19 protein-coding genes are annotated in these 19,941 nt (G+C 63.3%); 18 read left to right on the top strand and 1 reads right to left on the bottom strand.

Annotated features, from left to right (window positions below; all coding sequences use genetic code 11):
- Positions 1–74: 74 nt before the first annotated feature.
- Positions 75–3,311 (top strand): bifunctional cytochrome P450/NADPH--P450 reductase, encoded by a 3,237-nt coding sequence (locus JQ624_RS30005; protein ID WP_212422518.1) that lies wholly within the window; start codon positions 75–77, stop codon positions 3,309–3,311.
- A 104-nt stretch (positions 3,312–3,415) separates the two neighbouring features.
- Positions 3,416–4,090, top strand: coding sequence for a spermidine synthase (locus JQ624_RS30010; protein ID WP_212422519.1), 675 nt, complete (start codon positions 3,416–3,418; stop codon positions 4,088–4,090).
- 71 nt (positions 4,091–4,161) lie between these two features.
- Here the strand turns inward: JQ624_RS30010 and JQ624_RS30015 are convergent, their stop codons facing one another.
- The gene (locus tag JQ624_RS30015; RefSeq protein ID WP_212422520.1) at positions 4,162–5,076 is read right to left on the bottom strand and encodes an alpha/beta fold hydrolase; all 915 of its coding nucleotides are present in this window, start codon (positions 5,074–5,076) and stop codon (positions 4,162–4,164) included.
- Positions 5,077–5,243: 167 nt separating this feature from the next.
- Here JQ624_RS30015 and JQ624_RS30020 point away from each other — a divergent pair, with 167 nt between their 5' ends.
- The 16 genes from JQ624_RS30020 (at position 5,244) to JQ624_RS30095 (ending at position 19,870) form a co-directional block, all read left to right on the top strand.
- Complete coding sequence (locus JQ624_RS30020) at positions 5,244–5,624, top strand: hypothetical protein (RefSeq protein WP_212422521.1); 381 nt, start codon at positions 5,244–5,246, stop codon at positions 5,622–5,624.
- On the top strand, positions 5,621–6,703 hold the full coding sequence (locus tag JQ624_RS30025; RefSeq protein WP_212422522.1) for an alpha/beta fold hydrolase: 1,083 nt from the start codon (positions 5,621–5,623) through the stop codon (positions 6,701–6,703). The genes JQ624_RS30020 and JQ624_RS30025 overlap by 4 nt, the downstream gene beginning before the upstream one ends.
- A complete protein-coding gene (locus JQ624_RS30030; protein ID WP_212422523.1) occupies positions 6,700–7,293 on the top strand; it encodes a GNAT family N-acetyltransferase in 594 nt (197 codons plus the stop codon). The genes JQ624_RS30025 and JQ624_RS30030 overlap by 4 nt, the downstream gene beginning before the upstream one ends.
- 264 nt (positions 7,294–7,557) lie before the next feature.
- Complete coding sequence (locus tag JQ624_RS30035; RefSeq protein ID WP_212422524.1) at positions 7,558–8,034, top strand: phasin; 477 nt, start codon at positions 7,558–7,560, stop codon at positions 8,032–8,034.
- A gap of 208 nt (positions 8,035–8,242) precedes the next feature.
- Positions 8,243–9,529, top strand: a complete 1,287-nt coding sequence (locus JQ624_RS30040) for a DUF445 domain-containing protein (protein ID WP_212422525.1) — start codon at positions 8,243–8,245, stop codon at positions 9,527–9,529.
- A 189-nt stretch (positions 9,530–9,718) separates the two neighbouring features.
- Positions 9,719–10,489, top strand: coding sequence for a triacylglycerol lipase (locus JQ624_RS30045; protein ID WP_212422526.1), 771 nt, complete (start codon positions 9,719–9,721; stop codon positions 10,487–10,489).
- A gap of 208 nt (positions 10,490–10,697) precedes the next feature.
- On the top strand, positions 10,698–11,567 hold the full coding sequence (gene paaX / locus JQ624_RS30050; RefSeq protein WP_212422527.1) for a phenylacetic acid degradation operon negative regulatory protein PaaX: 870 nt from the start codon (positions 10,698–10,700) through the stop codon (positions 11,565–11,567).
- Positions 11,568–11,642: 75 nt separating this feature from the next.
- The gene (gene paaA / locus JQ624_RS30055; protein ID WP_212422528.1) at positions 11,643–12,635 is read left to right on the top strand and encodes a 1,2-phenylacetyl-CoA epoxidase subunit PaaA; all 993 of its coding nucleotides are present in this window, start codon (positions 11,643–11,645) and stop codon (positions 12,633–12,635) included.
- An 11-nt stretch (positions 12,636–12,646) separates the two neighbouring features.
- On the top strand, positions 12,647–12,934 hold the full coding sequence (gene paaB, locus JQ624_RS30060) for a 1,2-phenylacetyl-CoA epoxidase subunit PaaB (RefSeq protein WP_212422529.1): 288 nt from the start codon (positions 12,647–12,649) through the stop codon (positions 12,932–12,934).
- A 205-nt stretch (positions 12,935–13,139) separates the two neighbouring features.
- Positions 13,140–13,916, top strand: coding sequence for a 1,2-phenylacetyl-CoA epoxidase subunit PaaC (gene paaC, locus JQ624_RS30065; RefSeq protein ID WP_212422530.1), 777 nt, complete (start codon positions 13,140–13,142; stop codon positions 13,914–13,916).
- Positions 13,910–14,413 (top strand): 1,2-phenylacetyl-CoA epoxidase subunit PaaD, encoded by a 504-nt coding sequence (gene paaD, locus JQ624_RS30070; protein ID WP_212422531.1) that lies wholly within the window; start codon positions 13,910–13,912, stop codon positions 14,411–14,413. The genes paaC and paaD overlap by 7 nt, the downstream gene beginning before the upstream one ends.
- 2 nt (positions 14,414–14,415) lie before the next feature.
- Positions 14,416–15,495, top strand: a complete 1,080-nt coding sequence (gene paaE / locus JQ624_RS30075) for a 1,2-phenylacetyl-CoA epoxidase subunit PaaE (RefSeq protein ID WP_212422532.1) — start codon at positions 14,416–14,418, stop codon at positions 15,493–15,495.
- A 224-nt stretch (positions 15,496–15,719) separates the two neighbouring features.
- Entirely contained in the window at positions 15,720–16,178 is a 459-nt protein-coding gene (gene paaI / locus JQ624_RS30080; protein WP_212422533.1) for a hydroxyphenylacetyl-CoA thioesterase PaaI, read from the top strand.
- Between the two features lie 16 nt (positions 16,179–16,194).
- Positions 16,195–17,526: a phenylacetate--CoA ligase PaaK gene (gene paaK, locus JQ624_RS30085; protein ID WP_212422534.1), complete on the top strand. Its 1,332-nt coding sequence runs from the start codon at positions 16,195–16,197 to the stop codon at positions 17,524–17,526.
- 33 nt (positions 17,527–17,559) lie between these two features.
- Positions 17,560–18,585, top strand: coding sequence for a zinc-binding alcohol dehydrogenase family protein (locus JQ624_RS30090; protein WP_212422535.1), 1,026 nt, complete (start codon positions 17,560–17,562; stop codon positions 18,583–18,585).
- A 226-nt stretch (positions 18,586–18,811) separates the two neighbouring features.
- Positions 18,812–19,870, top strand: a complete 1,059-nt coding sequence (locus JQ624_RS30095; RefSeq protein ID WP_409334388.1) for a YeeE/YedE family protein — start codon at positions 18,812–18,814, stop codon at positions 19,868–19,870.
- Positions 19,871–19,941: the final 71 nt, after the last annotated feature.

Genomic DNA, 19,941 nt, shown 5'->3' on the forward strand with positions numbered 1-19,941 from the left:
GTTTATCATCGGGCGCATTCGCGCGACCCGTTGGCTCGCAATGACGGTTGAGGCAGGCAGGAGATACTTCGAAAATGGCGGCCAGCAACAAACTAAATCCGATACCGCATCCGCCGAAAAAGCCGGTCGTCGGCAACATGCTGTCGCTGGATCCGAACGCGCCGGTGCAGCATCTGGTGCGACTGACCAAGGAGCTGGGGCCGATCTTCTGGCTCGACATGATGGGCGCGCCGCTCGTCATCGTCTCCGGTCACGATCTGATCGACGAGCTCTCCGACGAGAAGCGTTTCGATAAGGCGGTGCGCGGTTCGCTGCGCCGTGTCCGCGCCGTCGGCGGCGACGGGCTGTTCACCGCCGATACCAATGAGCCGAACTGGAGCAAGGCGCACAACATTTTGCTGCAGCCGTTCGGCAACCGCGCAATGCAGTCCTATCACCCGAGCATGGTAGATATCGCCGAACAGCTCGTGAAAAAGTGGGAACGGCTCAACGGCGACGAGGAAATCGACGTCGTCCACGACATGACCGCGCTGACGCTCGACACCATCGGGCTGTGCGGCTTCGACTACCGCTTCAATTCGTTCTACCGCCGCGACTACCATCCGTTCGTGGAATCGCTGGTGCGCTCGCTCGAGACCATCATGATGACGCGGGGCATTCCGCTGGAAGGCCTGTGGCTGCAGAAGCGGCGCAAGACACTCGCCGAGGACGTCATCTTCATGAACAAGATGGTCGACGAGATCATCGCCGAGCGTCGCGCCAACGCCGAGGCCGCCGAAGGCAAGAAGGACATGCTCGGCGCCATGATGACCGGCGTCGACCGTGCCACCGGCGAGCAGCTCGACGACGTCAACATCCGCTACCAGATCAACACATTCCTGATCGCGGGCCACGAGACCACCAGTGGGCTTCTGTCGTGCACGATCTATGCGCTGCTCAAGCATCCCGAAGTGCTCAGGAAAGCCTATGAGGAAGTCGACCGGGTGCTCGGCCCCGATGTCAATGCGAAGCCGACCTATCAGCAGGTAACGCAGCTCACCTACATCACCCAGATATTGAAGGAGGCGCTGCGGCTGTGGCCGCCGGCGCCGGCGTACGGCATCGCGCCGCTCAACGACGAGACCATCGGCGGCAAGTACAAGCTCAAGAAGAACACCTTCGTCACGGTGCTGGTGATGGCGCTGCACCGCGACCCCAGCGTCTGGGGCCCGAACCCGGACGTGTTCGATCCAGAAAATTTCAGCCGCGAGGCCGAGGCCAAGCGCCCGGTCAACGCCTGGAAACCGTTCGGCAACGGACAGCGCGCCTGCATCGGCCGCGGCTTTGCAATGCACGAGGCGGCGCTCGCGATCGGCATGATCCTGCAGCGCTTCAAGCTGATCGACACCCACCGCTACCAGATGCACCTGAAGGAAACGCTGACGATCAAGCCCGACGGCTTCAAGATCAAGGTGCGGCCGCGCGCCGACAAGGATCGCAGCGCGTTCGCCGGCCGTGCGGCCGTGGCTGTAGCCGCCTCGAACGCGGCGGCGCCGCAGGCGCGGACCCGTCCGGGACACAACACGCCGCTATTGGTGCTCTATGGTTCCAACCTCGGCACGGCGGAAGAGCTGGCGACGCGGGTGGCAGACCTTGCCGAGGTCAACGGCTTTGCAACCAAGCTCGGCGCGCTCGACGATTATGTCGGCAAGCTGCCGGAGGAGGGTGGGCTGCTGATCTTCTGCGCTTCCTACAATGGCGCGGCTCCGGACAACGCCACGCAGTTCGTCAAATGGCTGGACGGCGGCCTGCCGAAGGATGCGTTCGCCGAGGTGCGCTATGCCGTGTTCGGTTGCGGCAACAGCGATTGGGCGGCGACCTATCAATCCGTGCCGCGCATGATCGACGAGCAGTTGTCGGCGCATGGCGCGCGCAGTCTCTATGCCCGCGGCGAGGGCGATGCCCGCAGCGATCTCGACGGCCAGTTCGAAAAATGGTTCGCGACGGCTGCGCCCGCGGCGATGAAGGAGCTGGGCGTCGATTCCAGCTTCGCTCGCAGCGCCGACGACGCGCCGCTCTATTCGATCGAGCCGGTGGCGCCCTCAGCCGTTCACACCATCGTCGCGCAGGGCGGGGTCGCGCCGATGAAGGTGCTGGATAATTCCGAGCTGCAGAACAAGAGCGGCGCCCATCCCTCCGACCGGTCGACGCGGCATATCGAGGTGCAATTGCCGCCGGGTATCACCTACCGCGTCGGCGATCATCTCAGCGTCGTCCCGCGCAACGATCCGGCGCTGGTCGATTCCGTCGCGCGCCGCTTCGGCTTTTTGCCGGCCGACCAGATCCGGCTCCACGTCGCCGAAGGCCGCCGCGCGCAATTGCCGGTCGACGATACCGTGTCGGTCGGGCGGTTATTGACCGAGTTCGTCGAGTTGCAGCAGATCGCGACCCGCAAACAGATCCAGATCATGACGGAGCACACGCGCTGTCCCGTCACCAGGCCGAAGCTGCTAGCCTATGTCGGCGACGACGAGGCTTCGACGGAGCGCTATCGCTCGGACGTCCTGACTAGGCGCAAGTCGGTGTTCGATCTGCTGGAAGAACATCCGGCCTGCGAACTGCCGTTCCACGCCTATCTCGAAATGCTGTCGCTGCTGGCGCCGCGCTATTACTCGATCTCGTCGTCGCCCTCGATCGACCCGGCGCGCTGCAGCGTCACCGTCGCCGTCGTGGAAGCGCCCGCCAGTTCGGGACGCGGCGTCTACAAGGGTGTGTGCTCGAACTATCTCTCCGGCCGCCGCGTCGGCGACAGCGTGTATGCCACCGTGCGCGAGACCAAGGCCGGCTTCCGTTTACCCGATGATCCCTCCGTGCCCGTGATCATGATCGGCCCCGGCACGGGGCTGGCGCCCTTCCGCGGTTTCCTGCAGGAGCGCGCGCACCGCAAGGCGCAGGGCGCAAAACTCGGCCCCGCGATGCTGTTCTTCGGCTGCCGGCATCCTGATCAGGATTTTCTCTACGCCGATGAATTGAAGGCCTTTGCCGCCGACGGCATTGCCGAACTGCTCACCGCGTTCTCGCGCGCCGACGGGCCGAAGACCTATGTGCAGCATCAGGTGGCGGCGCAGAAGGACCATGTCTGGAGCCTGATCGAGCAGGGTGCGATCGTCTATGTCTGCGGCGACGGCGGCAAGATGGAGCCGGACGTCAAGGCCGCACTGGTCGCGATCTATCGCGAAAAGTCAGGCGCCGACGCCGAGGCCGGGCTGCGCTGGATCGACGATCTCGGCACGAAGAATCGTTACGTGCTCGACGTCTGGGCGGGCGGGTAGATTTTTCGTAGAGTGGGCAAAGCCATCGGGCGCGCATTCGCGCGACCCGGGGGCTTTGCCCACTCTACGGTTCAGCGCCAGCCGATCATGCTACAAGCCATGACATGATTCCCTGGGAAAAGATCGACACTGCCCGCATTCCGGGCACTGAGGATGAACTCCGCCTGATGCGCCGCGGCAAGGAGTTCTCCATCATGCTCGGCACCAACGAGCTGATGAACAGCCGCCTCTCGGGGTCGGAAGCGGCATTGGCGACGCTTGCGGCGAAGAAAATCGAAAAGGTTGCAAAACCTCATTTGCTCGTCGGCGGCCTCGGCATGGGCTTTACACTGCGTGCCGCGCTGGGTGCGCTCGGTAACAAAGCGCAAATCGTCGTGGTTGAACTCGTCCCAGCCGTCGTCGCCTGGGCACGCGGCCCGATGGCGGAAATTTTTGGCGACAGCCTCGGCGATCCCCGGGTGAGTATCCGGGAAGCCGATGTCACCGAAATCATCCGCTCGCACCGTTCGAAATTCGATGCAATTTTGCTCGACGTCGATAACGGTCCGGAAGGGCTGACTCGCAAGGCCAATGATGCGCTCTACAGTTCAGCGGGACTGAAGGCGGCGCACACCGCGCTGCGGCCGGGCGGCGTTCTGGCCGTCTGGTCGTCCGGACCCAATCCGGCATTCGCAAAGCGCCTTCATGGCGCAGGCTTTGACGTCAACGAAGTCAACATCCGTGCCACCGGCAGAGGCGGCGGCGCGCGCCATATCATCTGGATTGCGACAAAGAATTGAGTCTCGCAACTTCTCAGTGGGCAAAGCGAAGCGTGCCCACCATCCAAGTTCGCGCCTGATTTAATCGCTTGTTACGCTGCCTTCGCCGCCGCGCGATGCGCGTGCTCGTCGATCGCGCCGATGATCTGCGGCCACATCGGGATCGGCAGCGCGTGACCCATGCCTTCGATCATCAGCAGCTTTGCGCCGGGAATAGATGCCGCGGTGTCCTTGCCGCCTTCGGGGCGCACCAGTGGATCGACCGTGCCGTGAATGACGAGCGTCGGGATCTTCAGGTGATGCAGCCGTTCCTTGCGGCTGCCGGACGCCAGCACCGCCCGCAACTGCCGCCCGACGCCGTTTGGATTGAGGCCCCGCTCGAAGGTGCGGGCGGCGCGTGAGGGATCGAGCGCCTCGTCTTCCGGGAACGAGCCGACGCGCAACACCTTCCAGGTTTTGGCAAACCGCGCGAAATACTCTTCCTTGGTGGTGGGCGGCGGCGCCATCAGCACGGCGGCGGCCTCGCGTGTCGGCGGCGGCACTTTGGGGTTGCCCGTGGTCGACATGATCGAGGTCAGCGAGCGCACCCGCTGCGGGAACGACAGCGCGACTTCCTGGGCGATCATGCCGCCCATCGATGCGCCGACCAGATGCGCCGACTTGATGCCGAGCACGTCCATCAGGCCGACCGTGTCCTTGGCCATGTCGATCAGTTTGTAGGTTGCAGCGACCGGGATCTTCAGGAGCCGCAGCTTGAGCAGCTCGAACGGGGTCAGGCGCTTGCCGCCGGAAAGATGCGAGGATTTGCCGATGTCGCGGTTGTCGAAGCGGATGACGCGAAAGCCGCGCGCAGCGAGCTGGCGGCAGAAATCGTCGTCCCAATGGATCATCTGGGCGCCGAGCCCCATGATCAGCAACAGCGGTTCCGCGGCCGGATCCCCGAAAATTTCGTAGCAGATGTCGATGCCGTTGGCGCGAGCGATCTGTGGCGGCTGATGGGCGAGCATCGCGTTTGTCTTCCCTTAGGTGTGACCTGAGCTTTGAGTAACTATGGCATGGTTTCCCGCACCGCAGAAGGCTTGCGGTGGTTGACCGGCCCGGCGCAACGGTGTGGTATGGGGGCAATAGAAGCGAAGCGTGGCAAGCGCTCGTAACCTTTCGGGAGAGGGCGCCTATGGCCGACAAAGGCAACGATCCTGCCGTGATCTGGCAGACCATGCTTGGGGAGATGGAAAAGGGGTTCAACTCCTTCGCCAACCAGGCGATGGCGTCGCCTGAATTTTCCAAGGTGATGAATCAGGTCGGCGGCGTTTCTGCAGGCGCGCAAAAGCAGCTCGGCGAGCTGATGGAGAAATACCTGCTGGCAATGAACCTGCCGAGCCGGGCGCAGATGGTCGGCATGGCCGAGCGGCTGCAGTCGATCGAAGGCCAGCTCAACGAGATCAAGGCGATGCTGCATCAGGTGCATCATAACTCGCTGTCACCGGAGAGCAGCCTTGGCACACCGCGGCCGCCGCGCACCAAACGTCCGCCAACGGAGGGAGAGCAGAAATGAACGCCCCCGCGGGCCTCGATCTGGCTGACATCCCGGAACGGATCCAGTCCGAGGTGCAGCGCGCGATCCAGCGCAGCATCAAGGGCGTCGAATATATCGCTTCATCCGGCCCTTCGCTCGGCTCGACGCCGAAGGACATTCTGGCCGTCCGCGGCACCATGAACCTCTATCACTACCGGCCGATCGCGGATGAAATCTACCGCGTTCCGATCCTGATCGTGATGGCGACCACCAACCGCGGCTACATCCTCGACATGGTACCTGGCCAGAGCTTTATCGAGTTTCTCTTGAAGCGCGGCTATGACGTCTACATGCTGGATTGGACCGCGCCGAAGCCGGAAGAAAAATCCTTGCGGATGGAGGACTACGTCCTCGACTTCATCCCGGACTGCGTCCGCCGCGTGCAGCAGGATTCCGGCGAGCACGACGTCACCGTGATCGGCTATTGCTTCGGCGGCGTGCTGTCGCTGTTGTACGGCTCGATCTTCAACGACGGGCCGATGAAGAACCTGATCTGCTTCACCACACCGATCGATTTCCGCGAGATGAAGCTGTTTTCGAATTTCTCCGACCGGCGCTATTTCGATGTCGATCGCCTCGTCGACAGCGTCGGCAATGTGCCACCCGAAATGATTCTGTCGTCATTCGAAATGCTGCGGCCGGCCTCGCGCACCGTCAGCCAGGTGCAATTGTGGGAGAACATCTGGAACGACGAATACGTCAAAGCCTACCGAATGATGGATCGCTGGGGCACGGACACCTTGCCGCTGGCCGGCGAGTACTTTCGCACCATTACCAAGGACCTGATGTGGGACAACAAGCTGTTCAACGACACCATGACCGTCGGTGGGCGCGCGGCTGATATTTCCAGGATCAAGGTGCCGATCCTGCATGCGGTCGCCGAGCACGATCACATCGTACCCTATGACGCCGCCAAGCATCTGATTACCAAGGTCGGCTCGACTGACAAGGAAGAGGTGATGCTGAAGGGCGGCCATGTCAGCCTCGTCGCCGGCGCCAACGCGATCAAGCGGCTGTGGCCGAAACTGGACTCCTGGCTAGGTAAGAGATCAACATGAGCGAAACACGTTCCTATCCGCGCCACGTCAAGACCGATGCCGGCGATATTGAGTTCCGCCTGATGGCGCGCAGCGACGAGGCCGCGGTGCTGGCGTTTGCGCAAAAGCTTCCGACCCATGATTTGCTGTTCCTGCCGCGCAATATCAGCCAGCCCAAGGTGCTGTCGGCCTGGATCAACGAGATCGAGCGCGGCGCCATCGTCAGCCTGCTGGCGGTGAAGGGCGGCATCGTGGTCGGCAGCGGCACGCTGGTGCGCGACCCGCATTCCTGGTCGCCCCATGTCGGCGAGATCCGGATGGTGGTGTCGCTGGATGTCCGCGGGCAGGGGGTCGGCCGGGCGCTGTCGCAGGAGACGTTTGCGCTGGCCCTGGGCGCCGGCCTGGAAAAGCTGTCGGTGCAGATGACGGTCGACCAGCAGGCGGCGATCGCGCTGTTCGAGAGTCTCGGCTTCAAGGCGGAGGCCCTGCTGCGGGATCACGTCCGGGACGTCGACGGCAAGAAGCATGACATCGTCGTGCTCGGACATAATGTGGCGCAGGTGCGCGCCCAGATGGAAGCTTATGGGCTGCCGGGGGCGGTCCAGCACTGACCGGCCGGACACCGCCCGGACACAAAACGCGCAAAACAACCCCATGCAAAGTAGAGCGTGGCGGCTTCGGCATTGGACTAAAGTGGAACTTTTGCCGGTTCTCTGGGTGAACTGCCCATTCATCACGCTGATCACGAATTCGTGATATCGCGGTGCAACATAGATATTGCGCCGCACCATTAACTATGGCACAACGCTCGTGCCCCGGGCCAATCCGGACGGGGTGAGCCCATAGCTCAAACCCTGAGGATGGAGAGAACCCCAATGACCACCGAAACCAATTCCGTGCTGAACACCGTCAAGGAAGCCTTCGCGCCCGTCACCGAGGCGTTCACCAAGCTCCAGAACATGGAAGTTCCGGAAGCCGCCCGTGAATTCGTGAAGAAGCAGGCCGAGACCGCCAAGGTTCGCGCCGCCGACATGCATGCCGGTTCCGAGAAGGTCACCGCTGCCATCGAGACCGCCGTTGCCGGTTCGGTTTCCGAGGCCGCCAAGATCAGCCGCAACATCCAGCAGGCGTTCTATCAGGACGCGGAAGCGTTCTTCGCCGGCATCGACAAGCTCGCTTCGGCCAAGTCGCTGAGCGAAGCCGCCCAGATCCAGTCGGACATGGTCCGTGCGCGTGGCGAATTGCTCGTCTCGCGGGCCAAGGCCACCACCGAATATCTCGGCAAGCTCGTCACCGAGGGTGCCAAGAACGCGCAGGACAACTTCGCCAAGGTCTATTCCAAGACCGCCTGATCGCGATCCGCCTGACAACTGCATTTTCGAAGGCCCGCTTAGGCGGGCCTTCTTTTTGTCGGGCGTTGGCATAAGTCAGTCTGGACCTTCATGGTGAGGAGGCGCTCTTGCGCCGTCTCGAACCATGAGGCCACGATGGGGCCTCATCCTTCGAGACGCCGCTTCGCGGCTCCTCAGGATGAGGGTCGTCGTCCATGCGAAAGCCGTCATGAGCCTTCCCGGCACATTCGTCATCGACACCCCCGGCGACGCCGCCCGCGCCGCCGAGTTGCGGCGCGTGAAGCTGCTGGCGACAGGGGTGCTGGCGGCGACGTTTGCGATTTTCCTTGGCGCGAAGGCGCTGGTGCCGATGCATCCGGCGTTCGGCTTCATCGCAGCCTTTGCGGAGGCGGCCACCATCGGCGGTCTGGCCGACTGGTACGCCGTGGTAGCCCTGTTCAAAAGGCCGCTCGGCCTGCCGATCCCGCACACCGCGATCATCCAGAGCAACCAGCAGCGCATCGCCGACAAGCTCGGCGAATTCATCGAGGTGCATTTCCTCGAATCTGCCCCCGTCGAAGCAAAACTGCGGCAGATCGATTTCGGCTCGTTCATCGCCGACTGGCTGCGCGACCGCAAGCGCAGCGAGGATCTCGCGCGCTTTGCGCTGCGGCTGTTGCCCGAGGCAGTGGCGGCAACGGAGAATTCCGGGCTGATGACGTTCGTCAGCCGCCGCATCACCGCGCAACTGATGTCGCTCGATCTGGCGCCGCTTGCCGCCGGCACGCTGCGCGCCTTCGTGAAGGAGGGGCGGCATCAGGGTCTGCTCGACGACATCCTGCGTGCGGTGCATCAGACGATGACGCAGGCCGAGACCATGGCGATGATCCGCGACAAGATCCGCGCCGAATTGCCGACGCTGTTGAAACTTTATCGCGCCGACAAGTTTCTCGTGAACAAGATCGTGGCATCGGCCAGTGCGTTCTTCGAGGAAGTCCGCAACGATCCCGCGCATCCGTTCCGCGGCGAGTTCGATCGCATGGTGTTGACCTTCGTCGATCGGCTCGGCACCGATCCGGCTTATGCCGAGCGCATCCAGGGCCTGAAGCGCGATCTCCTGGCGCGGCCCGAACTGACCAGCCTTGCGCGTCACATCTGGGAGAATGCGCGATCGTTCTTTGAACGCAGCGCGTCGGGCGAGACGCAGGTGCTGGAGCAGTATCTGGTGCGCATGTTCGTGACGGCAGGCGAGGCGCTGGCCGGTGACGTCGAACTGCGCACCGAAATCAACCAGGGCCTCGTGGCCGTGCTGCGAACGGTCGTCGCCGAACAGAAGAGCGGCGTTTCCACATTCATCTCGGATCAGGTGAAATCCTGGGACATGGGACAGTTGATCTCGCTGATCGAAATCAACATCGGCCGCGACCTGCAATACATTCGCTTCAACGGCTCCCTGATCGGCGGGCTTGCAGGGCTGGCGCTCTACACGCTCGAATACCTGCTCCGGCTGCTGTGACCAATTGATCACGTCAATGCTTTTAGTTGTCCCAGTCAGTACTGGGCCGGCTTGCAAGACGAAAATCGGTTCCCTAGCTTTTTATGGAGCCATGTTGCGTTGCGGAACGATTCTGCTGCGTTTGCGTCTACTTAACTGAACCAGTGGCCGGCTGCCGCGACGTAAGGGGCCGATCCGAGAGGAGACATAATGTCCGTTGCTGCACAGACGCTTTCGCCGCCGTCCAGAACCCTGATGTTTCTGGAGGGGCGAGCCATTTCCGAATTGGGTGCGTTTCTTGGGGCCTTGCCGCTGCTGAGCCTCGCGCCGCGAGGCGATGGTCACCCGGTGCTGGTATTGCCCGGGCTTGTTGCATCAGACACTTCCACGCGTCCGCTGCGCAGCTTCCTGAAGAGCCGCGGCTACGCCGTCTCAGGCTGGCGCCAGGGCCGCAATCTCGGGCTGCGCCACGGTGTGCAAAACGCGATGGTCGATCTGGTGCAGGAGTTGAACGACACGCACGGCCGCAAGATCTCGCTGGTCGGCTGGAGCCTCGGCGGTCTCTACGCGCGCCAGCTCGCCAAGATGATGCCGGAGCGCGTGCGCTCCGTGATCACGCTCGGCAGCCCGTTTGCGTCCGGTCCGAAGGCGACCAACGCCTGGCGCGTCTACGAGATGGCGAGCGGCCGCCGCGCCGACGAAGAGGACGCCCGTTTCGGCGGCGCGCTGTCGGCGACGCCGCCGGTGCCGACCACCGCGGTATTCAGCCGCACCGACGGCGTCTGCGCCTGGCAGGGCTGCATGGAAAAGACGTCGGCGACATCGGAGAGCATCGAAGTCGAGAGCAGCCATTGCGGCATGGGCCATCACCCCGCCGCCGTCTATGCGGTCGCCGATCGCCTGGCGCAGCCGGAAGGTGCGTGGGCGCCGTTCGATCGAAGCGGCTGGCGCAGCTTGGTGTATCCGAACCCGCATCGGTAGAGCCGACGGAAGTCCTGACCGGGTACATCACGGCCACATGGTTCGAGACGCGCGGCGTTGCCGCGCTCCTCACCATGAGGGTCCAAGACCGCAACCTGAGCTGTCAGACCTCATCCTGAGGAGCGGCGTTTTCGCCGCGTCTCGAAGGATGAAGCCCCGTGCTATCCGCCATTGTCGCAAATCCGAAAAACGCGCTATGCCTTGACGCATGCCGCCGCCGCTTGCCCGCATCATCCAGCAGTTGAAGCGCGAGCCTTCGCGCACCGGCTCGATCGTCATCACCGTATTTGGCGATGCCATCGTGCCGCGCGGCGGCTCGGTGTGGCTTGGCACGCTGCTGGAGTTTTTCCAGGAGCTCGACATTGACGCCAGCGTGGTGCGCACCGCGATGTCGCGGCTGACCGCGGACGGCTGGTTCGAGCGCAACAAGATTGGCCGCAACAGCTTCTATCGCCTGGTGCAAAGCGGGCGGCAAACTTTTGATATCGCAACGAAACACATCTACGGCCCGCCGGCCTCCGACTGGACCGGCCGGTTTGAGCTGCTGCTGATCGGCAATGGCGGCGATCGTGATGCCGCACGCGACGCGCTGAAGAACGCAGGCTTCGGCAGTCCGTTGCCGGGCGTGTGGGTTGCGCCCTCGGGCGTGCCCGTGCCCGCGGAAGCCTCGGGCGCCATCCGCCTCGAAGTCTCGGCCGAAGACGACAGCGGGCGGCGCCTGCTCAGCGAGAGCTGGCCGCTGCATCGCACCGCCGACGCCTATCAGAAGTTCATGAAAACCTTTGAGCCGCTGCGGGGGTGGATCATCAGCGGCGAGCGGCTGACGGAGGCGGACGCCTTCACCGCGCGCGTGCTGCTGATTCACCATTATCGTCGCGTGGTGCTGCGCGATCCGCTGTTGCCGACGTCGCTGTTGCCTATGGACTGGCCGGGCAGGGCGGCCCGCTCGCTCTGCGGGGAAATTTATCGCGCGCTACTTCCCGCGTCCGAACAATGGCTTGACCGCCATGCGACCAACGATAACGGGCCTTTGCCAAAGCCTGGAGCGGAACTTTCGAAGCGGTTTGGTGACTCGTGAATATGTTACAGAAATATATTGCATATCGAAAATTATGTTATATGTTTTCTCCCAACAAATTCCGGGAGGTCCGCCATGTACACGCAGGCGCTCAATTCGTCCGATGGCGAAGAACGCCATATTGAGGACGCCGAACGGGCTGCGCAATTCCAGGCGCGCATCGATGCTGAGGAACGCATCGAGCCGAACGACTGGATGCCGGCAGCCTACCGCAAGACGCTGACGCGGCAGATCTCCCAGCACGCGCATTCCGAAATTGTCGGCATGCTCCCCGAGGGCAACTGGATCACACGCGCGCCGTCGCTACGCCGCAAGGCCGCATTGCTTGCCAAGGTGCAGGACGAATGCGGCCACGGGCTCTATCTCTACGCCGCCGCCGAGACGCTCGGCTCCTCGCGCGAAGAGCTGGTCGACCTGATGCTGGCGGGGAAGGCAAAATATTCCTCGATCTTCAATTACCCGACGCTGACCTGGGCCGATATCGGCACGATCGGCTGGCTGGTCGACGGTGCGGCGATCATGAACCAGATCCCGCTGTGCCGCTGTTCCTACGGTCCCTATGCGCGCGCGATGATCCGCGTCTGCAAGGAGGAATCCTTCCATCAGCGCCAGGGCTTTGAAATCATGCTGACGCTGTGCCGCGGCACCGACGAGCAGAAAGCAATGGCGCAGGATGCGCTCAACCGCTGGTGGTGGCCGGTGCTGATGATGTTCGGTCCGCCCGATCAGGTCAGCCAGCACAGCGACACCTCGACGAAATGGAAGATCAAGCGTTTTTCAAACGATGAGCTGCGGCAGAAGTTCGTCGATGCCACCGTGCCGCAGGCGCAGTTCCTCGGGCTCTCGATTCCCGATCCCGGCATGAAACAGAACGAAGCGGGCAACTGGGAATACAGCGCGATCGACTGGGAAGAGTTCAAGCAGGTGCTGGCCGGCAACGGTCCCTGCAATCGCGACCGTTTGGCGGCGCGGCGCAAGGCGCACGACGACGGCGCCTGGGTGCGCGAGGCGGCGGTGGCCTATGCCGAGAAGCGCCGGCAGCGGTCAACCCTGCAGGCGGCCGAGTAAGGAGATCGAGAATGGCAACGCCGAACACGCCGCTCTGGGAAGTCTTTATCCGCAGCCGCAACGGGCTGGCGCACAAACATGTTGGCTCGCTGCACGCTACCGACGCGACGCTGGCGCTGCAGGCCGCGCGCGACATCTACACCCGCCGCGGCGAGGGCCTCTCGATCTGGGTCGTGCCCTCGAACGCGATCACCGCGTCCGACCCGTCCGAAAAGGGCATGATGTTCGAGCCGGCGGAGTCGAAAATCTATCGGCACCCGACGTTTTACGACGTGCCTGAGGAAGTGGGACATATGTGACTCTTTACTTCCCTCATGGTGAGGAGCGCGAAGCGCGTCTCGAACCATGAGATGGTCGAGCCAAGAATACAGACCTCATCCTGAGGAGCTTGCGAAGCAAGCGTCTCGAAGGATGGCGGCAAAGGGACTCGTGGCCCATCCTTCGAGACGCGCGTTCCGCGCTCCTCAGGATGAGGTCGGAATGTAAATAGGCAGGAATCAAAGCATGACCGTCGCCAACATCTCCGTCTCCGAAACGCCGCTGGTGCTCTACACCCTGCGCCGTGCCGACGATGCGCTGATCCTGGGCCATCGGCTGTCGGAATGGTGCGGCCATGCCCCGATGCTGGAAGAGGACATGGCACTCGCCAATATGGGCCTCGATCTGCTCGGCCAGGCCCGCGAGCTCTATTCCTATGCGGCCAAGGTCGAGGGCAGGGGCAACGACGAGGACAAGTTCGCCTACCTGCGCGATGTCAGGCAGTACCGCAATCTGCTGCTGCTGGAACAGCCGAATGGCGATTTCGCGCGCACCATGGTGCGGCAATTCTTCTACGCGAGCTTCGCCGACCTCTATTGGCGCGCGATGATGCGCTCTACTGACGCGACGCTGGCGGCGATTGCGGCGAAGTCGGAAAAGGAAAGCGCCTATCATGTGCGCCATTCCTCGGAATGGATCGTCCGCCTCGGCGACGGCACCGAGGAAAGCCACCGCCGCGCGCAATCGGCAATCGACGAGCTCTGGGCTTTCACGGGCGAGATGTTTTCCGTCGACGACAGCGAGCGCGCCCTGATCGATGCCGGCATCGCGATCGATCCTGCGCCGTTGCGTTCGCAATGGCTGAAGACAATCACGGGCGTCGCGGACGAGGCAACGCTTGCCTTGCCGACGAATGACTGGATGCAGCAGGGCGGCCGCAGCGGCCGGCACAGCGAGCATCTCGGCCATCTCCTGAGTGAACTGCAGTCGATGCCGCGAACCTTTCCGGGGGCGACATGGTAGCGGCCGTCCTCAGCGACAGCGATCTGCGCCGGCGCGCCTGGGAGGCGGCAGCGCAGGTTGTCGATCCCGAGATACCCGTGCTCACCATCGCCGATCTGGGCGTGCTCCGCGAGGTCGAGGTCCATGATGGCCGTGTCGAGGTTGCGATCACGCCGACCTATTCCGGCTGTCCCGCCATGAACATGATCGCGCTGGAAATCGAACTGGCGCTCGAACGCGCCGGCATCGCGCGGCCGACCATCCGCACCGTGCTGTCGCCGGCCTGGACCACGGACTGGATGAGCGAGGACGGCCGCAACAAGCTCCGGGAATACGGCATCGCGCCGCCGCAGGCCTCAAACTCGCGCCGCGCGCTGTTCGGCGAGCAGCAGGTGGCATGCCCGCAATGCGGCTCGCAAAATACCGAACTGCTGTCCGAATTCGGCTCGACTTCCTGCAAGGCGCTATGGCGCTGCAAGAGCTGCCGCGAACCCTTTGATTATTTCAAGTGTCATTGACCATGTCGCACGCACCGCGCTTTCACCGTCTCGCCGTCAACGACCTGCGCCGCGAAGCGGCGGACGCCGTATCGATGACGTTTGCGATCCCGAGGGAACTGGAAGACGACTACAGCTTTACGCCGGGGCAATACCTCACTTTGCGCACGACCATGGACGGCGAGGAAGTGCGTCGCTCCTATTCGATCTGCTCGGGGCCCGATGACGGCGAATTGCGGATTGCCGTGAAGAAGGTCGATGGCGGTGCATTTTCCAATTGGGCCGCGGACGAACTGAAAACCGGCGACCAACTCGACGTGATGACGCCGACCGGCCGTTTTGGTGTCGCCCATGCGCCCGATGAGGCGCGGGTCTATGTCGGCTTCGCCGCGGGAAGCGGCATCACGCCGATCCTGTCGATCGTCAAGGGCGTGCTGGCGCGCGAGCCGAACAGCCGCTTCTTCCTGTTCTATGGCAATCGCTCGACATCAGGCATGCTGTTCCTCGAAGAGCTGGAGGAATTGAAGGACCGCTTCATTCAACGGCTCTCGCTGTTCCATGTCATTTCAGGCGAAGAGCAGGACATTCCGATCCTGCATGGCCGGCTCGACGGCGATAAAGTGCGCGTGCTGTTGCGCTCGCTGGTGCCGGCCTCAAGCGTCGATCACGTCTTCATCTGCGGCCCCACCGGGATGAGTGAGGACATCGAGGCGACGTGCCGCGCGATCGGCATTGCCGAGGAGCGCATCCATGTCGAGCGCTTCGTCTCGGAATTCGGCGGCAAGCCGCGTCCGAAGAAAGTCATCGAAGCGTCCGCACCGCCCAGGGCAGTGGCGTCCCTGATCATCGACGGCAAGCGCCGCGAGGTGCCGGTTGCCGAGGATGAATCGATCCTAGATGCCGCCTTGCGCGCCGGCATGGATCTGCCGTTCGCCTGCAAGGGCGGCATGTGCTCGACCTGCCGCGCCAAGTTGGTCGAGGGCGACGCGCAGATGGAAGTCAACTATTCGCTGGAGCCGTGGGAGCTGAAGGCAGGATTCATCCTGACCTGCCAGGCGCGGCCGTGCTCGGACAAGGTCGTGGTGGATTACGACCATGTGTGACCACCACGTCATTCCGGGATGGTCCGTAGGACCGGACCCGGAATCTCGAGATTCCGGGTTCGCGTCTGCGACGCGCCCCGGAATGACGGCGGTACGAAGGAATCCCGGGATCGTTGACACCGCAGGTGCTTCGTCCCAACACTGAAAAAGAGGCCTGCTCGAACAGGCCCGTACGCACAGGGAGAGAACGTCGTGGAACCGTCTCGCAGAGCGGGCAACCCGCTATGAACGTCGCGCTTTCGCCCGACGAGATCGCCCGCGCCTGCGCAGATGCGATGTGGAAGGAAGACGACGCCAGCAAGGGCCTCGGCATGAAAATTGTCGAGGTGAAGCCCGGGCAGGCGACGCTGACGATGACGGTCGAGCCGCACATGGTCAACGGCCAGCGCATCGCCCATGGCGGCTTCATTTTCCTGCTGGCCGATTCCACCTTCGCCTTTGCCTGCAACTCCCGCAACGAGCGCGCGGTCGCCGCGCAATGCAACATCGCCTTCATAAGGCCGGGCAAGCTCGGCGACGTACTGGTCGCGACCGCGCGGGAAATCTCGCGCAATGGACGGTCCGGCATCTATGACGTTCGCGTCACGTCAGGCGACGTCGTGATCGCCGAGTTCCGCGGTCATTCCCGCACCATCGCCGGAACGTGGCTGCCGGGTGCGGACAACGAGGCCACGCAAAAATAGCGAGAAGGGGAACGCCATGGCCATGGCAAGATTGAAATCCAGCGGAAGCGGTTACAGCGCTGAATTGGATGAGGCCGAGCGCGCCTCGCGCGACGAGATCCTGGCGCTGCAGACCAAGCGTCTCGCCTGGTCGCTCAAGCACGCCTACGATAACGTCGCGCATTACCGGAAGGCGTTCGATGCAGCCGGCGTGCATCCATCCGATTTCAGGCAGCTTTCCGATCTCGCCAAATTCCCGTTCACGGTGAAGACTGACCTTAGGGACAATTATCCGTTCAACATGTTCGCCGTGCCGCGCGAAAAGCTGGTCCGCGTCCACGCGTCCTCGGGCACCACCGGCAAGCCGATCGTGGTGGGCTACACGCAAGGAGACATCGACATCTGGTCGGACGTGATGGCGCGCTCGATCCGCGCCGCCGGCGGCCGCACCGGGATGATCATCCATAACGCCTACGGCTACGGCCTGTTCACCGGCGGGCTCGGCGTGCATTACGGCGCCGAAAAGCTCGGATGCACGGTGGTGCCGGTCTCCGGCGGCATGACCGAGCGGCAGGTGCAACTGATCAACGACTTCAGGCCTGATATCATCACGGTGACGCCGAGCTACATGCTCGCCATTCTCGACGAGTTCAAGCGGCAGGGCCTCGATCCCAGAAAATCATCGCTGAAGTTCGGCATCTTCGGCGCCGAACCCTGGACCAACGCGATGCGCGTCGAGATCGAGCAGGCCTTCGACATGGACGCGACCGACATTTACGGTCTGTCGGAAGTGATCGGCCCCGGCGTGGCGCAGGAATGCGTGGAGACCAAGGACGGTCTGCACATCTGGGAGGATCATTTCTACCCCGAGGTAATCGATACCGAGACCGGCGCCGTGCTGCCCGATGGCGAAAAGGGTGAACTGGTGTTCACCTCGCTGACCAAGCAAGGCTTTCCGATCATCCGCTACCGCACCCGCGACCTGACGCGGCTGCTGCCGGGCACCGCGCGTCCGGGCATGCGGCGCATGGAAAAGGTCACCGGCCGCTCCGACGACATGATCATCCTGCGCGGCGTCAACGTATTCCCGACCCAGATCGAGGAGGCGCTGCTCGCGACCGACTGGTGCGGCGGCCATTTCATCATCGAGCTGACGCGCGAGGGGCGGATGGACGAAATGACCGTGCTCGCCGAAGCCCGTCCCGAGAGCTGGGACGGCAGTGGCCTGCACGTGCACGCCGAAAAAGTCTCGGTCTTCATCAAGAACACCATCGGCATCACAGCCCGCATCAAGGCCGTGGCCCCCGACACGCTGGAACGTTCGCTCGGCAAGGCGAAACGTGTTTACGACAAGCGGCCGAAAGGGTAACTCCTGCTGCTCAGAAGCCCGCAGGAATGCCTGATGTCATTTGCCGAGAAGCCCGATGTTCGATCTGCCACGGTCCAGGCGCGCTGTGTCCGACTGCTTTCGAAAGTCGCCGATGCGGCGTTAATCGCGCCGGCCATCGAGACGCACGCGCTGTCGCGCGGCGAAAATGATCTGCTGATCGAGGTCAAGGCCGCCGCCGTCAATCCGTCTGACGTGAAGGCCGCGACCGGGCTGATGTCCTATGCCGTATTCCCGCGCACGCCGGGCCGCGACTATGCGGGCGTCGTGATCGACGGTCCGCAGGGCTGGATCGGCCGCGAGGTGTTCGGCTCCTCCGGCGATCTCGGTATCCGCCGCGACGGCACCCATGCCACGCATCTCGTGGTGGAAGCAGAAGCCGTGGTCGAGAAGCCGAAGAGCATTTCCTGGGAAGAGGCCGCCGGCATCGGCGTGCCCTTCGTCACCGCGATGGAAGGCCTGCGCCGCGCCGGCATTCCCAAGGGCGACGAGACCGTGCTGGTGATGGGCGTCAATGGCAAGGTCGGGCAGGCGGCGACACAGATCGCGACCTGGCACGGCGCGCGGGTGATCGGCGTGGTGCGCAAGAGCGAGCCGTATGAAGGCCATTCCAATTCGCACGTCGAGGTCATCGACGCCTCCGCAACCGACGTCGCTTCGCGCGTGCGCGAACTGACCGGCGGCGAGGGCGCCGACATTGTCTTCAACACCGTCGGCGATCCCTATTTCGAGGCCGCGCACAAATCGCTGGCACTGCGCGGGCGGCAGATCCTGATCGCTGCGGTCGACCGCATCGTGCAGTTCAACATCCTGGAGTTCTATCGCGGCCAGCACACGTATGTGGGCATCGATACGCTCGGCCTGTCGTCGGTCGCGACCGGCGCGGTCTTAAGGGAACTCGGCGCCGGCTTCGCCGGCGGACATCTCAAGCCGTTCCCTATCAAGGCCAACGCGGTCTACCCGCTGGAACAGGCCAAGGCCGCTTTTATCGCCGTGGCCGGTTCGTCGCGCAATCGCGTCATCCTGCGTCCCTCGGCATAGGCCGTCACACGCCGCCGCTTCCAAATTTGCGTAGAAAACAAATCTCTCCCATTCTGATCAGGAGCGATGATTTTGTTCCATGGTTGCGGGGATCGACGAGAGATTAATTCTCTGCATCGGCAGACCGTGGACGGCCCCATGCTTCCAACGTAATAGCAGCACGGAAATTGCTTCCTATTTGAGCGATGACGGCCGGTCGGCCGCGCGAGAAAACTGGGAAAAGCCGGTGTTGGACAGTGGCAATGTTGTCGTTATCAGCGGACTGCTGATCGGTCTCGTCTATGGATCGGTCGGACTGTTGAGCGGGTTTTGCCTGCTCAGCAGCCTGCGCGGCTTTTGGGCAGACGGCGATGGCCGGCTGGTCCGCACCTATGCGCTGGCAATCGGCGTGGCCGTCGCAGGGACGCAATTGCTGGCGGCGGCAGGCCTCGCCGATATCGGCAAATCGATCTATCTGCAGTCATCTTTCTCCGCGCCGGTAATGTTCTTCGGTGGCCTCTTGTTCGGCTACGGCATGGTGCTGTCGAACGGCTGCGGTTCACGCGCGCTGGTGCTGCTCGGGCGCGGCAATCTCCGCTCTTTCGTGGTGGTCGTCGTCCTCGCAATCTTCGCCCAGATGACGCTGAAGGGCTTGATCGCGCCGGCGCGTATCGCGATGGTCGGCGCGTCGCAGACCACCGCCACCGCAAACTCGGTGCCCGCGCTGCTAGCGGGAGCAGGCCTGAGCGCGACGGCTGCACGCATGCTGGCGGCCTCGATCATCTCGGCGGCGCTGATCATCTTCGCCTTTGCGCATCCGGCGTTCCGTCGATCGCCGGGCCAGGTCGCCGCAGGCCTGGTGATCGGTCTGCTGGTCGCGGCCGGCTGGTTTGCGACCGGCTATCTCGGCGCCGACGATTTCAATCCAGTGCCGGTCACCTCGCTCACCTTCATCGCGCCGATCGCGGACGCGTTGCAATATGTCATGCTGTCCACGGGATCGACGCTGAATTTCGGCATCGTCACCGTGTTCGGCGTAATCGTCGGCAGCCTCGTTACGGCGTTGTTGACCGGCCGCTTCCACCTCGAGGGCTTTCAATCGCCGCGTCACATGCTGCGTTCGGGTGGCGGCGCGGCGCTGATGGGCGCCGGTGGCGTGATGGCGTTCGGCTGCTCGATCGGGCAGGGACTGACGGGATTTTCAACATTGGCACTGGCGTCGCTGATTGCCTTTGCCGGCATTCTGGTCGGCACCGCCGCAGGTCTACGCGGCGCGCTGCGCGTCCGCCCGCTGGCGGCGGCCTAAAGCGGGATGGGGTTAGGTTGAATCGATTTGGGATTCCCAAATCAGCGGGCTTCTGATTCACCATGCTGGCT

This window comes from Bradyrhizobium sp. AUGA SZCCT0283, from assembly GCF_018130385.1.
Classification (GTDB): domain Bacteria; phylum Pseudomonadota; class Alphaproteobacteria; order Rhizobiales; family Xanthobacteraceae; genus Bradyrhizobium.